Genomic DNA, 15,044 nt, shown 5'->3' with positions numbered 1-15,044 from the left:
AAAGGAGGAATTTATCATGTCAAATTTTCATTTGCACAATCAGGAAACACAGTTACTTCACGGAGGTCAGGAACCAGATCCAACAACCGGATCACGTGCGGTACCCATCTATCAAACTACTTCCTACGTTTTTCGGGACACCGAACATGCACAAAATCTTTTCGGGCTACAAGAACCAGGTAATATTTATACACGAATCATGAATCCGACAGTTGATGCATTCGAACAGCGAATCGCATTACTGGAAGATGGCGTAGCCGCAGTTGCAACTTCATCCGGGATGTCAGCCATTACATTGGCCATTTTAAATCTTGCAAGCAGTGGTGATGAGATCGTTGCTGACAGTAATCTATACGGTGGGACGTATAACCTGTTTGCTAACACTCTCCCTCGATACGGAATCGACGTTAAATTTGTTGATGGAACAGATCCAGAGACTATTACTACTGCAATTACCGAAAAAACGAAAGCTATTTTCGGAGAGATTATCACAAATCCAAGTCTAAATGTGCTGGACGTTGAAAAAATTGCAGGAATTGCTCATGACAACGGGGTTCCATTAATCATTGACAATACATTTGCGACTCCATACAATACGAAGCCACTGACATGGGGAGCGGATATTGTTGTACATTCAGCTACTAAGTGGATCGGCGGTCATGGTACAACTATCGGCGGCGTTGTCGTTGATGGCGGTAGGTTCAATTGGGGGAACGGTAAATTCCCAGTCTTTACTGAACCCGACGAGAGTTACAACGGACTTCGCTACGTCGATATTGGGCCGGCAGCGTTCGCAACCAAACTGCGCGTGCAGCTGCTGCGCGATATAGGTGCCTGCCTAAGTCCACAGAATGCATTCCTGTTTTTACAAGGACTGGAAACATTGCACTTACGTGTTGAGCGCCATAACAAAAACGCCGAAGAAGTTGCAGCATATTTACAAAAACATCCTGCAGTTGAATGGGTTAATTTTCCTGGGTTACAGGATCATCCATCACACGAGTTAGCCAATAAATATTTACAGAATGGCTATGGATCGATTATAACGTTTGGAATAAAGGGTGGCCGTGACGCAGGCCGGAAATTGATTGATGGTGTTACACTCTGGTCACATGTTGCCAACGTCGGTGATGCGAAGTCGTTAATCATCCACCCAGCGTCAACTACACACCAACAATTAGGTGAAGAAGACCTGGTTAAAAGCGGTGTTACGGAAGAGTTAGTGAGACTTTCTATTGGACTCGAATCAACCAATGATATATTAGTTGATTTAGACCAGGCAATCGCTAATGCAACCGGTGAAGCAAAAACATTTCAAGCAACAGAAGAAGATGCAGTCAAGTGGCTCTTATCTTCACCATTTGACCGTAAAGACGGTGGTATTCGCCAAAAGGTAGTTGCGGTTAGCGGATTGGATGATCAAACTAATTCATTTTATAAAAGTACGAAACAATTACAGCAGTTAGGATTTCAAATTGTTCCATTAAGTACTTCTTCAAAAGAAATATTAAATGTGCAAACATATGAACAGTTAGATGATGTGCCACTTGAAATTGATGCCATTCTGTCCTATGACAGAATTCTTCCACCAGAAACTATCGAGCAATTTATTAATAAGGACGGTAAAATTATTTGGGTTGAAAATCCAAAAGATACAGATGAAACAGTAAACCATGCAAAAGCTGCTGGAATTTCTGTTATTACAGATAAAAACATTTACCATGAAGCGATTCGCATTCGAGAAAACGGCTCTGGAAGTGTGCTAGTAGAAGCTTAAGTGTAAAAAAACGAAGGATCTACGGTTATCATTTTTAGATGAGGGAGGGATTAACAAATGAAACCGATAAATATTGCGTTAATCGGACTTGGAACAGTTGGCTGCGGTGTCTACCAAACACTGCACATTCACCGTCAACGGCTCGAAAAACTAGTCGGATCTCCCATCAACATTTCAACAATTATTATTGAGAATCCTGACAAACATCAGAAAATTTCAGCCAAGACAAACATTACAACAGATGTTAATACTGTTTTAAATAACCCTGAGATCGATGTTGTCTTTGAAGCAATTGTTGGAAAAGAACCAGCTTTTTCATTGCTGAAAAGATGTATCCAAGCAAAAAAACACGTCATCACTTCTAATAAGGAAATGTTCGCAATCCACGGTGAAGAGTTGAAAAGACTTGCCACCCAATATAATGTTCAAATTGGATATGACGCAACTACAGCCGGTGGCATACCGATTATCCAGACTATCCAACAACTTTTAAAAGCAAATCAGATCCAATATGTGCAAGCAATTTTAAATGGTACTACCAACTTTATCCTATCAGCAATGCGGGAAAAGAACATAACATTCTCCACTGCTTTGGATGAGGCACAAAACTGGGGGTATGCCGAAGCAGATCCAGAAAATGACATTGAAGGTTTTGATGCATATTATAAGCTAATGATTCTTAGTGACCTTATTTTTGAAAAACAACCTGATTTAAAATATGTTAAAAGAATAGGAATACGTGATATTACCGAGGACTCCCTTCAAGGGTTACAAACGGAAGGTAAACGAGTTAAGCATATTGCAAAGATAGGTTATGATGCTACAGGGAACCTTACTGCAAGCGTTGAACCAGAAGCAGTTTCCAAAGAACACCCATTATATGCTGTTGAAGGCGTAAACAATGCTATTCATATTAAAGGAGATATAGTTGGTGACTTAACGTTCGCGGGGCCAGGAGCAGGATCATTTCCTACCGCGAGTGCAATGATTGAGGATTTTTGTATTTTGTTTAAAAAAGAGCAAGCTGCAATAGCTGGAGCGCCCGTTTAGCTGCTCCCCTCATTGTGGGTGGATCGACGTTGCCACAGGATGTGGTGGTTTTAGTCGAACATCCTTCATCTTTTATCGTAAGGAAGTGAAGGAAATTCACGAGCGCTGAAGCTAGATGTTTTTTTTATAACATGGCTTATCGTTAAGCCACAGTTGAACACACGCAGTATGAAAGAATTTATACTTTCTTAAGCGCTAGAAAAATTCGTCTTCTACTGAAGGCGATTTTTTTAGTTTAAGTATAGAAGGTAAAGGGAATTATCTCTTATTAGATTAAAATGTAATACAATCGAAATATGAAATATTGATACTTACCAATTATAATGGGTACATATATAGTAATAAAACGTGATATGTACTAAGATAAAATATCATTTCAATATATAGGTAGAATATTTCAGTATAGGTGTGAGATTCATGAAAAGAAGATACATTTTTATTATTTTGGGTATACTGATTATAGGTTTAGCTATTATTATCTTTTTATATCAACCTGAACCAAATTTAAATGAATCAGCAGATAATAATTCACAGGAAGAGACACAGCAGGAAACTGAACCAGACAAAGAAATAGAAACGGAAGATGAACAGCCAGAAGAAGAAACAAAAGAACCAATCACTAAATTCAGAGAAATAATAAGTGGTGCACTTCAAGGTACAATTGACTTTTTCACAAATAAAGAAGCGCATGTTGCAGCCATTGGAGACTCATTAACACAAGGTGTCGGCGATAAAGTAGTTGATGGTGGTTATATTGGTATTCTGGATAATACCATTAATAAAGATAATCAATTGGTAACATTTGAAAACTATGGAAAACGTGGGAACCGCTCAAGCCAGCTATTAAAACGGCTTGAACAGCCCGAAATAGCACAATCGGTCAAAGAAGCAGATATCGTATTGATTACAATAGGCGCAAATGATATTATGCAAGTCGTCAAAGAAAACTTTTCCGACTTGACGATTAAGGATTTTTCCCAAGAACGGATCGCATACAAAGAACGGTTAAAAATTATTTTTGAAAGAATCAAAGACCTAAACTCAGACGCTGATATATATCTATTAGGTTTCTATAATCCCTTTGAAAAATATTTTAAAGATCTCGAAGAACTTGGTATGATTGTTGAAAATTGGAACAACACAGGTAAAAATGTCACAGAACAATATGAGAATGCGACATTTATACCTACAGTTGATCTATTTGAGGATACAGATAAAAATTTAATCGCAGATGATAATTTTCATCCTAACCATCTGGGATATCAACGGATTGCCAAACGAGTATTAGAACATATAACAGACTAGGAGGTAAGTGGAATGGCGGAACATAAAAAGTCAAAAAATAGATGGAAACGATTTTTTTTGATTTTACTAGGTTTGAACATTGTCATTTTTATATGTATTGCTGCTCTTATTTTTTGGCCAGTTTCCGACACAAAAACACCTTCTAATGAGGAGTATGAAACGCAGCAAAGTTCAGAATTCATCGTTCGTACGACAAAAAAGAACTTAAATGAGTTAGTAAATGCATATACCGATAAGCTTTTGAAAGGTACTAACCACCATTATGAAGTGTCATTGGATGAGGATGTTCACTTGATCGGTGAACTTCCCGTATTCTCATCTACTGTCCCACTCTCTGTTCATTTCGAACCCTTTGTTCAGGAAAATGGCGACGTGATTTTGAAACAGAAATCCATCTCTATTGGATTACTGGAACTGCCTAATCAGAAAATAATGGAATACATGAAAAAGTACTTGCCAATGCCAAAGTGGGTTGCAGTTGATCCAAAAGAAGAGGAAATTTATCTTGCAGTAACAGATATGGAGATCAGAAGTAATTTCCAAGTTAGTGTAGAGCATATTGACTTAGAAGCAAACAATCTAGCATTTAAAATTAAAGTTCCTTACAAATCACTAGGGATTGAAATGGAAGAATAATAGAAAAATCGGGAGACTAGTCCCGATTTTTAATCTTGATAAACCTCACTCATTTGAATAATTTTGTCTTTCATTCTCTCAACAAGGTGGTCTGGAGATAGAACTTTTGCCTTGTTTCCCCATGTGAGAATCCAATTTATTAACCCATCCGATAGCTTGACTTTGGTTGTCAGCATAAAGTGATCTTCATCCATTTCCTTAATATCCGCCTCTTGCCCAAAGCGATCCAAAACTACATTAACCATGCTGTTATGGAATCTTATTTTCATCCACATTTCTTCTCCAGCGAACATATGAAAGCTTTGATTCACGTACTCCTGAAGATTGAATTCACATTTGGTAAAGTGCTTTTCGCTTACCTCAATATGGCGGATTCGATCCAATCGATAATGCCTTAATTCATTTGTATCCTGAAATCGCCCAATTAGGTAATAGTAGTCATTTTGCCAAATTAGTGCATATGGCTCTACATGATAGAAATCCCCATTACGATGATACTCGAATTCCTTCTTTACATTAAATTTTCCATATTGATATGTAAGAACTTTATCCTCCGAAATTGCTCGATGGACACAGTCAATATTAATCTTGACCAGTTCATAGTCAATATTGGCTGACTGATCAAACAAAATTGGCTCTGGCAAGGTTTTTGCAATATGTTTACTAGTCAGTTCCTTTACTTTCTGGATCAATTTCTCTTTCTCATTTGTTGTAATAAAACGTGCCGATAAAATAGCATCAATAATCAGTCGCAGCTGATACGTTTCAAATAATCTCGTTTGATGGCTAAATAATATTTTACCGAATTTGCCTTTATTTTGGACAATTTCAAAGTCCATATCATCCAAAGCTTCAAGATCACGCTTTATCGTTCGGTTATCAAAGGTAACATCACCAGCAATTATTCGAATCTTTTCGCTTAGTTCGCCTATACCCATTTCATGATATTCATCAGTTTCATTAAATAAAATCTCTCTGATTTTTAATAATCGATAATTACTACTTCTTTCCAACTAAATACATCTCCTTCCATAAAAAGAACCTATACATATAATGTAAGGTTCTTCTCATTTGATGACTAATCGTTTTACTTTTTTAGATAGTAAGAAAATAAATGATTGCTTTGTTAATTGTGCCTCACCTTTTACCAGCCTTCGTTGTGTTATCAAGTCCCTTTGGCTTTCTTGATAGTTACCTAGTGTTCCTTGATAAACTAATTCCAGCCCCTCATGATTGCGAATATCTGCTGGTGTTGTAAAACAGGTTGGTTTTTTAAATTCCAGTGATTCAACATCCTGAAGAACCGTAGCAACAAATTGAGAACAAAATAATGCGTCTTCCCGATTTATCTCAACCTGCAGCAATACCCCAATCAAGCCGAGGAAATTGTATTTGTAGTTACTTTTACGCAGTTCGATTTCTTCAATTTTCTCTTTAATTTTATTCGTATCGGTTTCAGATAGCCCGTATGAATACACAGCACATGCTGAATTTTTTAAAAAATCACTGCGAATATCTTCCTTCACAAATCCTCCGATAAAAGGATTACGCGGTTTTTTTCGACCAAAACTGTAAACTTCCTGTAAGTCTGGCTCAAATGCAAGAGAGACATGATTTAAAGGCTGCTTTGTGCAATAGTTAATTAGCCGGGATAAGTATGTCCCAGTGTCTGTAAAGAGAAAATAAATCCTGTTTTCCCCCATTTAATTCCCCTCCGTTAAGTTACCAATCTATGATGGTAACTTGTTAACGTTTTATATATCGTTAATATATTGTTACATACATTCAGTAAAAAATATAGTCTTTTTTAAGTTACAGATAGTATAAAAGTAAATAATTTTAAAATAATCCAAAATCTCTCAAAATTTTTGGTGATTTCTTATGTCATTAGAAGTTTTTTAAACGTTTACGTTGACGAAATGGCTCAAATCCCGTAAGCTTACCTTGATTACTATTTAATGGAGGAAGCTACAAGCATGATTAATGTTACAAATGTAAGTTTACAATATGGCGATAAAAAATTATTCGAAGATGTAGATTTAAAATTCACTCCCGGGAACTGCTATGGCTTGATTGGAGCTAATGGCGCAGGAAAGTCTACTTTCCTTAAAGTATTGTCCGGTGAAGTTGAGCCGCAATCAGGTAATGTATCTTTATCCCCCGGTGAACGAATGACTGTCTTAAAACAGGACCATTTCGCTTATGAAGAATACGAAGTGCTCGATACAGTCCTAATGGGACATGAACAATTATACAGCGTAAAACAGGAAAAAGATGCTATTTATATGAAAGCAGACTTTTCCGAAGAAGATGGTATGCGTGCAGCTGAGCTAGAAGGCGAATTTGCTGAAATGAACGGCTGGGAAGCAGAATCGGATGCCGCAGTTTTATTAAAGGGACTTGGCCTTCATGAGTCGTTACACACAATGAAGATGGGTGATCTAGCTGCAGACCAGAAGATTAAAGTGCTGCTTGCTCAAGCTCTTTTTGGCAATCCTGATATTTTATTATTGGATGAGCCTACAAACGGCCTGGATATACAAGCAATACAATGGCTGGAAGAATTTCTGATTAACTTTGAAAACACTGTAATTGTAGTGTCTCATGACCGTCACTTTTTAAATAAAGTATGCACACACATTGCTGATGTTGACTATGGAAAAATAGAAATTTATATCGGCAACTATGATTTCTGGTACGAATCCAGTCAGCTAGCTACAAAAATGGCACAGGAATCAAATAAGAAAAAAGAAGAAAAAATTAAGGAATTGCAGGCGTTTGTCGCCAGATTTAGTGCTAATGCATCGAAATCAAAACAAGCAACATCACGTAAGAAACTTTTAGATAGCATTACGTTAGATGATATCAAACCATCTTCACGTAAATATCCTTATATTTCGTTCACTCCTGGACGTGAGATTGGTAATGATTTATTGCGTGTAGAAGGATTAACAAAAACAATCGGTGATACAAAAGTATTGGACAATCTTAGCTTTACGATGAATAAAGATGACAAAATTGCCCTCGTCGGTAAAAATGACATCGCTAAGACAACACTTTTCAAGATTCTTATGGGTGAAATGGAACCAGATGCTGGAACATTTAAGTGGGGTGTAACGACATCACAATCCTACTTCCCTAAAGATAATAGCGCCTATTTTGAAAACAATGACTTGCCACTGGTTGACTGGTTGCGTCAATATTCACCAGAAGATGAGACGGAGACTTTCTTGCGTGGATTCCTAGGTCGTATGTTATTCTCTGGTGAAGAAGCATTGAAAAAAGCAAGCGTCTTATCAGGTGGTGAGAAAGTTCGTTGCATGCTTAGCAAAATGATGTTGAGCAGTGCGAACGTATTGATATTAGACGAGCCGACGAACCACTTGGATCTGGAATCCATTACTGCATTAAATAATGGCTTGGTTAGGTTTAAAGGATCTATTTTGTTCACGTCACATGACCATCAATTTATCGAAAGTATTGCAAACCGTTTGATTGAAATTACACCTAATGGGGTTATCGATAAAGAAATGAGTTATGATGAGTACATTTCCGATCAAAAGCTGCAGCAAAAAATTGCCGAAATGTATGCTTAATTAAAGAAGAGACTTGATTTGAGTTTTATTCAAATCAAGTCTCTTTTTTTTGCTGCTCGTTTCGGATTGGCTGTCGCTCGAGTTGCGCTGCTTGTCGCTCGAGTTGGGCTGCTTGTCGCTCGATTTGTGCGACTTGTTGCTCGAGTTGCGCCGCTTGTGGCTCGAGTTGCGCCGCTTGTGGCTCGAGTTGCGCTGCTTGTCGCTCGAGTTGCGCCGCTTGTCGCTCGAGTTGGGCTGCTTATCGCTTGAGTTGGGCTGCTTGTCGCTCGAGTTGGGCTGCTTATCGCTCGAGTTGGGCTGCTTGTCGCTCGAGTTTCGAGTTAGTACATATTACTTTATACTAATCTTTTCAATCATGTCCTTAGTCATCCTGGCAATATCATACTCTGCTTTAAATCCCCATTCTTCCGCTGCGTTTGAGGAATCAATACTGTCTGGCCAGCTCTCAGCTATTTTCTGACGGACAGGATCAACATCATAATTCAATTCAAACTCAGGAATGTGCTTTTGGATTTCTCTTGCAAAATCCTCTGGTGCTGCCGATATTGAGGAAATATTAAATGCATTACGGTGTATAAGTTTTTCAGAATCTGCCTCCATAAGCTGTATTATCGCATTTAATGCATCTGGCATGTACATCATGTCCATATATGTATTTTCAGCTATATACGATGTGTATTTCTTATTCTTGATTGCTTCATAGTATATTTCTACTGCGTAATCAGTTGTTCCACCACCGGGAGGGGTCATATATGAAATGAGACCAGGATAGCGAACTCCACGTGTATCAACGCCAAAGCGGTGATAATAATAGTCACAAAGTAACTCCCCGGCAACTTTATTAACTCCATACATTGTAGTAGGCCGCATTATTGTATCCTGTGGTGTCCTCAATTTTGGAGTCATTGGTCCAAATGCACCAATAGAACTCGGAGTGAAGAATTGTAAATCGAGTTCTCGAGCAACTTCAAGAGCGTTCATCAGTCCACCCATATTTAGATTCCAAGCAGTTTGAGGAATTGACTCTGCTTTAGCTGATAATAAGGCTGCCAAATGCATAATCGTGTCTACATTATGCTTTTTTGCTGTTTCAAATAAACTTTCTGCATTGGTAACATCTATTATTTCAAATGGACCTTCTTCATCTTCTCTCTTTCGAATATCAGATCCAATTACATTTGATGCACCGTAGTTTTCTCGTAATTTTGTTACAAGCTCTGAGCCAATTTGACCAGATGCACCTGTAACTAGTATCTTTTTCATATTAATTACCCCCAACAAATCCTTCAGATAAAGATCTCATCCTAAATTAGATGAGACCCATTTCTTTTCCTACCTTTTTATAAATTTCTATTGCTTTATCTAGCATTTCTTTTGTATGTGCTGCAGTTGGCATGTTACGGACTCGCCCTGCCCCTCTTGGAACTGTAGGGAAAACAATCGATTTAGCATAGACACCTTCTTCATTCAATCGCTTACTGAACTTCTGGGTGTCATTCTCATCACCGATGACACAAGGCGTAATTGGTGTCTCGCTATTACCAATATCAAATCCTAAATTCTTTAAGCCTTCTTTTAAGTAATCACTATTCTGCCAAAGCTTCTCATTTAGTTCCGTAGATTCAATTAATAGGTCAACTGCCTTTGTGCTTGCTGCCGCATCTGCTGGTGAAACGGCTGTCGAAAATAAGAACGGTCGTGAACGTACTTTTAACCAGTCGATTAATTCAGCTTTCCCTGCTACATAACCGCCTATTACACCAATTGCTTTGGATAACGTTCCCATCTGAAAATCAACTTTGTCCTGTAAGCCAAAATGCTTAACTGTTCCAACACCTTTGCCTAACACACCTGAACCATGTGCATCGTCAACATACGTAATTAAATCAAACTCTTCGGCTATTTCAACAATCTCTGGTAGTTTGGCAACATCTCCATCCATTGAGAATACACCATCTGTTATAACCATTACTTTGTTATATTGACCAGACTCAACTGCTTCTTTTGCCTTATTTCTTAAATCTTCCATATCGGAGTGATTCACACGAATTATTTTTGCCTTAGATAAACGACATCCGTCGATAATTGATGCATGGTTTAATTCATCTGAAAGGATTGCATCATTCTTATCCATTACTGCTGAAATAGCAGCCATGTTACAGTTAAAACCTGATTGATAAGAAATAACAGCTTCTGTTCCTTTAAATTCTGCTAGCTTCTCCTCAAGTTTGATGTGCAGATCCAATGTGCCATTAATCGTACGAACAGCCCCTGCACCTACACCATGCGAGTCAACTGCATTTTTTGCCACTTCCTTTAAACGTTCATCGGTTGCAAGACCGAGGTAATTATTTGACGAAAGATTTATAAGCTCTTTTCCATTAATATTAATCGTTGGTCCATTCGCCCCTTGTACAGGATCGATTTCGTTATAAAGACCACGCTCTTTTAAGTCCATTATATTTTCTTCCAAGAATGAATGTAATACTTTACTTGTCATACGTTACTTCCTCCTTAAAGTATGTAAACAATAATCAATAAATATATTTTAACACATCGCACGTATTATTTAACAATTCCACTTGATTCATACGGCTTCTGCTTCTCATCTTTTAATTTCAGAATAACACCTGTGACTAAAACCAACGATGATAACAATGCTATATAAAGACCTGTTCCAGCTTCACTGACCGATGCCCCCATATAATGCTGTGAAACTTTTATGATGTAATAAAGCAGGAATACTGCTGCAGCTAATGATCCTGAAATTCCTAATAAACCTGGTGACTTTTTAGCAAACACAGTAAAAACTGGATAAAAAAACAATATAAGAACGATATAACCACGATGAGCGAATCCACTTGCGCTATCAGTAAATGCAAGATTCACCCATGGTAAAAACAAGGAAATTATATATAGTATCGTTGAAATTAAAATTAATACATCACCGGTACTTCTTTCTTTTAACATATGCCTCCCTACTTTCTTATTATATTTCAAATTTGTAACATTTACCTATTCTATTGTCACATATTTCTATGGTACTTATATCATTATTTTACTATAATATTAAATAGATTAACAAAGTGAGGTATGAAGTATGAGGAAACTATTAATTGTACTATTTATGGTTTTAATATTAAGTTTCGGTATAGTTGGTTATACCCAATCTACTGATGATACAAACAATGTCGTGGATGAACAGAATGAAAATAAGCTTATTGTTAATTAATGTTTAATTGCAAAATAAAAAAGGAAAACATCTACTAAAAGATGCTTTCCTTTATAAGCTAGTTACTATTCAACTATTGTTACATCAACTGAACGAACGCCCCAGTTATATGCTTTGTCTTTTGTTTTTACATAAACGTCAATCTTATGACCTTTAATTGCACCACCGATATCAGCAGCAGTTGCATAACCGTAACCTTCAACATACACCTCTGATCCAAGTGGAATCACATTAGGATCAACTGCAATTACTTTAGCATTTGGGTTTGCATTTAAGTCAACTCCAGTTGAAGTAACCCCAGAACATCCGTCGCAATTAGCAGTGTATGCAGTTGCACTTACTGAAATTGTTTTACCTTCTGGTTTATCTTGTGATGACTTTTCTTGTTTACTAGATTGTGAAGCATTAGATGAACTTTCATTATTCGAAGATCCATTTGATGAACTTTCTGTTGAAGCTGTTGCTGGAGCCGAATCTTCCTGCGCCACGTTAACACCTTTAATTTCAAGTTCTTGTCCAATTACAATTAGATCTGATTCTAGTTTATTCCATTTTTTCAGATCTTGCACAGATACATCATATTCTTTACCAATTCCAATTAATGTATCACCTTGCTCTACCATATATGTCTCATTTATAAATAGTTTCTGCTTTGGCTGTATAACTGTTGTTTTTAATTCGTTAGTTTCAACCAATTCGTCTACAGTAGTATTATATTCCTCTGCGATATCCCAAAGGTTATCTCCTTTTTCAACTTTGTATTCTGCTGCAGAAGCAGTGGTTAATGTTGCGCCAGCAATAATGACACCTGTAGCGATTGATGCTACTATTTTCTTCATAGGTAGTCCCTCCTTTAATTTCTGACATTGCCCATAGTATCACAGGTTAGTAGGACAATGCAGTTACAAGACTTTTAAGAGTCTATTACAAGGATTACCAAACTAAAGAAGATTTATTACAATTATAATAGATTTATTTCAAATTGCTATTTATATTACATATTTATATGAAAACAGCTTGTTTTGATAGTATGATAGACTCTATTGTAATCAGTTCATTAGAAAACTTGGCATTCGCGAAACCTTAATGGCGAATCCCTTAGCTGCACTTATGCAGTAAGTAAGTTTTTATACTTTCTTAACTTCTAATAAAAACCTGTGCTGTTTTAAGCAGCGGTTCGTTTATATATCCGGGAACCTGATTCCGCTAAAAGGAAGAAAATAGCTTGAATCTAGTTCTCCTAAACTAATGAGCATATAAAATTCAATTAATACTAGACTTCTTTCATATTTAACTAAGAGAGGCTGTTGGGGTTTTATGAATAAGATTATATTATTACGTTTAAAATGCTGTTGAACTCTTACTTAGATTTTATGTATATTGAAATTAGCATTCTACTCAAGACTAAACCCCTGCTGTTTATCCAGCAGGGGTTTTAACTTACTTATTTATTATTCAATTGCTCCTGATACTGCTTAAATTCTTTTTCAGTACAGCGTACCCAGTGGTCAGGTTTAACTTCCCGAAATTCTGGTTCTTCATCAGTTTCATAATCAGCAGGATCATATGCGAATCTTTTCCGGCCTCGTTCATATTCTGGATCTGGTAATGGAATCGCTGATAAGAGTGATCTTGTATATGGATGAAGTGGATTCCTGTACAACTCATCACTGTCAGCCAGTTCCACCATATTGCCATAATACATAACACCTGTTCGATCACTGATATATTTAACCATTGAAAGGTCATGTGCGATAAATAGAAAAGTAAGGTTATGTTCACGCTGTAATTTTTTAAGCAGATTCACAACCTGTGCCTGAATAGACACGTCAAGTGCTGAAATAGGTTCATCAGCTATAATGAATTCCGGCTCAACTGCTAAGGCTCGCGCAATACCAATACGCTGCCTTTGACCGCCACTGAATTCATGTGGAAAACGAGTTGCATGCTCTTTATTCAGTCCGACTGTCTCCAGCAATGATTCGACACGGTTTTTACGCTCTGTTTCATTTTTTGCCAAATTATGAATGTCGATACCTTCTGCAATGATATCCATAACAGTCATTCTTGGGTTTAAAGAAGATGATGGATCCTGGAAAATCATCTGCATTTTCCGGTTAAATTTCAGCATATCCTCTTTGGATTTCTTCCCGTGAACACTTTCATTTTTATATTTAACTTCACCACCAGTGGCCTCATATAAACGGATGATTGTCCGGCCAGTTGTTGATTTGCCACAACCAGATTCGCCAACCAGACCGAATGTTTCACCTTTATAAATATCAAATGAAATTCCATTCACCGCTTTGATGGTGTTCTTACGCCCTGCTTTAAAGAATTTCTGTAAGTTTTTTACTTCTAGGAGTTTTTCGTTTTCCATTACTTTTCACCATCCTTATCGTCTGTCGAAGCAAATCCTTGCATTCTACGTTTGACGGAAGCAGGTGGTTCCATTTTTGGTGCATCCTTATGCAATAGCCAGGACGCGGCATAATGTGTGTCAGATACCTTGAACATAGGCGGTTCCATCTTCGTATCTATCTCCAATGCGAATTCATTTCTTGGGGCAAATGCATCCCCTTTAGGTGGATTCAACATATCTGGAGGGCTTCCTGGAATAGTAAATAATTCTTCCTCTTCACTATCCAGGGTTGGCATTGAGCCCAGAAGACCCCAAGTATACGGATGTTTTGGATTATAGAATATCTCATCCACTTTCCCAATTTCAACAATTTTCCCGGCATACATAACCGCAACCCGATCCGCAACATTTGCAACAACACCCAGATCATGCGTGATAAATACAATCGCACTGTCTGTTTCTCGTTGAATGTCCTTCATGAGATCGAGAATTTGCGCTTGGATTGTAACGTCAAGTGCTGTAGTTGGTTCATCTGCAATAAGTACTTTTGGATTACAGGCAAGTGCAATCGCTACCACTGCACGTTGACGCATTCCGCCTGAGAATTGGTGCGGGTATTGATTTAACCTTAAAACAGGGTGTGGAATTCCAACTTGCTCCAATAGGTCAATCGCTTTTTTCTTTGCTTCTCCGCGAGCCATATTCCGGTGTTTGATCAGACCCTCCATAATTTGGTTCCCTACTTTCATTGTTGGGTTCAGGGAGGTCATAGGGTCCTGGAATACCATGGACATATCTTTTCCGCGAATTTTTTGCATTTGCTTATTTGAATAGTTAGCAATATCATTTCCTTCAAATAAAATCTCTCCTGATTTTATTTGCCCTTGTGGCTTTGGAAGTAGTTGCATAAGAGCTTTTGTTGTTACAGATTTCCCAGAACCCGATTCACCAACAATAGCCAGGGTTTCTCCTTTTTCTACATCAAAGCTCACACCTCGAACAGCTTGAACTTCACCGCTGTAGGTGTTAAATGATACGCTCAGATCTTTCACTTCCAATAATTTACTCATTCAAAGACACCTACCT

Annotated in this window: 15 protein-coding genes; 7 read left to right on the top strand and 8 right to left on the bottom strand. The window is 37.6% G+C overall.

Annotated features, from left to right (window positions below; translation table 11 throughout):
• Positions 1–16: 16 nt before the first annotated feature.
• From BLS02_RS02480 to BLS02_RS02465, 4 genes are all read left to right on the top strand, one after another.
• The gene (locus BLS02_RS02480) at positions 17–1,777 is read left to right on the top strand and encodes a PLP-dependent aspartate aminotransferase family protein (RefSeq protein ID WP_092491378.1); all 1,761 of its coding nucleotides are present in this window, start codon (positions 17–19) and stop codon (positions 1,775–1,777) included.
• Positions 1,778–1,834: 57 nt separating this feature from the next.
• Positions 1,835–2,827, top strand: a complete 993-nt coding sequence (locus BLS02_RS02475) for a homoserine dehydrogenase (protein WP_092491377.1) — start codon at positions 1,835–1,837, stop codon at positions 2,825–2,827.
• A gap of 417 nt (positions 2,828–3,244) precedes the next feature.
• Entirely contained in the window at positions 3,245–4,132 is an 888-nt protein-coding gene (locus tag BLS02_RS02470) for an SGNH/GDSL hydrolase family protein (protein ID WP_092491376.1), read from the top strand.
• A gap of 12 nt (positions 4,133–4,144) precedes the next feature.
• Positions 4,145–4,768, top strand: a complete 624-nt coding sequence (locus tag BLS02_RS02465; RefSeq protein WP_092491375.1) for a YpmS family protein — start codon at positions 4,145–4,147, stop codon at positions 4,766–4,768.
• Positions 4,769–4,797: 29 nt separating this feature from the next.
• On the opposite strand, the gene BLS02_RS02460 is transcribed toward BLS02_RS02465, so the two are convergent.
• Together BLS02_RS02460 and BLS02_RS02455 are read right to left on the bottom strand one after the other, a co-directional pair.
• Positions 4,798–5,781, bottom strand: a complete 984-nt coding sequence (locus tag BLS02_RS02460; RefSeq protein ID WP_092491374.1) for a helix-turn-helix transcriptional regulator — start codon at positions 5,779–5,781, stop codon at positions 4,798–4,800.
• 54 nt (positions 5,782–5,835) lie between these two features.
• Positions 5,836–6,471, bottom strand: a complete 636-nt coding sequence (locus tag BLS02_RS02455; protein ID WP_092491373.1) for a hypothetical protein — start codon at positions 6,469–6,471, stop codon at positions 5,836–5,838.
• A gap of 273 nt (positions 6,472–6,744) precedes the next feature.
• On the opposite strand from BLS02_RS02455, the gene BLS02_RS02450 reads away from it, so the two are divergent.
• The gene (locus BLS02_RS02450) at positions 6,745–8,364 is read left to right on the top strand and encodes an ABC-F family ATP-binding cassette domain-containing protein (protein WP_092491372.1); all 1,620 of its coding nucleotides are present in this window, start codon (positions 6,745–6,747) and stop codon (positions 8,362–8,364) included.
• Between the two features lie 66 nt (positions 8,365–8,430).
• Positions 8,431–8,613 (top strand): hypothetical protein, encoded by a 183-nt coding sequence (locus BLS02_RS18880; protein WP_175559423.1) that lies wholly within the window; start codon positions 8,431–8,433, stop codon positions 8,611–8,613.
• Between the two features lie 81 nt (positions 8,614–8,694).
• Here BLS02_RS18880 and BLS02_RS02440 read toward each other — a convergent pair whose 3' ends face one another.
• The 3 genes from BLS02_RS02440 to BLS02_RS02430 all read right to left on the bottom strand — a co-directional run bounded on the left by BLS02_RS02440 (position 8,695) and on the right by BLS02_RS02430 (position 11,334).
• Positions 8,695–9,627 carry an L-threonine 3-dehydrogenase gene (locus tag BLS02_RS02440; protein ID WP_092491370.1) on the bottom strand — a complete coding sequence of 311 codons (933 nt, stop codon included), beginning with the start codon at positions 9,625–9,627 and terminating at the stop codon, positions 8,695–8,697.
• A gap of 46 nt (positions 9,628–9,673) precedes the next feature.
• Entirely contained in the window at positions 9,674–10,864 is a 1,191-nt protein-coding gene (locus BLS02_RS02435; protein WP_092491369.1) for a glycine C-acetyltransferase, read from the bottom strand.
• Positions 10,865–10,929: 65 nt separating this feature from the next.
• Complete coding sequence (locus BLS02_RS02430) at positions 10,930–11,334, bottom strand: hypothetical protein (protein WP_092491368.1); 405 nt, start codon at positions 11,332–11,334, stop codon at positions 10,930–10,932.
• 130 nt (positions 11,335–11,464) lie between these two features.
• Between BLS02_RS02430 and BLS02_RS19265 the strand changes: the two genes are divergently transcribed.
• Positions 11,465–11,596, top strand: a complete 132-nt coding sequence (locus BLS02_RS19265) for a hypothetical protein (protein ID WP_281243636.1) — start codon at positions 11,465–11,467, stop codon at positions 11,594–11,596.
• 65 nt (positions 11,597–11,661) lie between these two features.
• On the opposite strand, the gene BLS02_RS02425 is transcribed toward BLS02_RS19265, so the two are convergent.
• The 3 genes from BLS02_RS02425 to BLS02_RS02415 all read right to left on the bottom strand — a co-directional run bounded on the left by BLS02_RS02425 (position 11,662) and on the right by BLS02_RS02415 (position 15,028).
• On the bottom strand, positions 11,662–12,435 hold the full coding sequence (locus BLS02_RS02425) for a 3D domain-containing protein (RefSeq protein ID WP_092491367.1): 774 nt from the start codon (positions 12,433–12,435) through the stop codon (positions 11,662–11,664).
• Positions 12,436–13,040: 605 nt separating this feature from the next.
• On the bottom strand, positions 13,041–13,976 hold the full coding sequence (locus BLS02_RS02420; protein ID WP_092491366.1) for an ABC transporter ATP-binding protein: 936 nt from the start codon (positions 13,974–13,976) through the stop codon (positions 13,041–13,043).
• Positions 13,976–15,028, bottom strand: coding sequence for an ABC transporter ATP-binding protein (locus tag BLS02_RS02415; RefSeq protein WP_092491365.1), 1,053 nt, complete (start codon positions 15,026–15,028; stop codon positions 13,976–13,978). The genes BLS02_RS02420 and BLS02_RS02415 overlap by 1 nt, the downstream gene beginning before the upstream one ends.
• Between the last annotated feature and the right edge of the window lie 16 nt (positions 15,029–15,044).

The sequence above is a fragment of the Virgibacillus salinus genome (assembly GCF_900102415.1).
GTDB classification, from domain to species: Bacteria; Bacillota; Bacilli; order Bacillales; family Amphibacillaceae; genus Lentibacillus; species Lentibacillus subterraneus.
The sequence above is the reverse complement of the archived record's forward strand: the minus strand, read 5'-3'. Positions and strand labels throughout refer to the sequence as shown.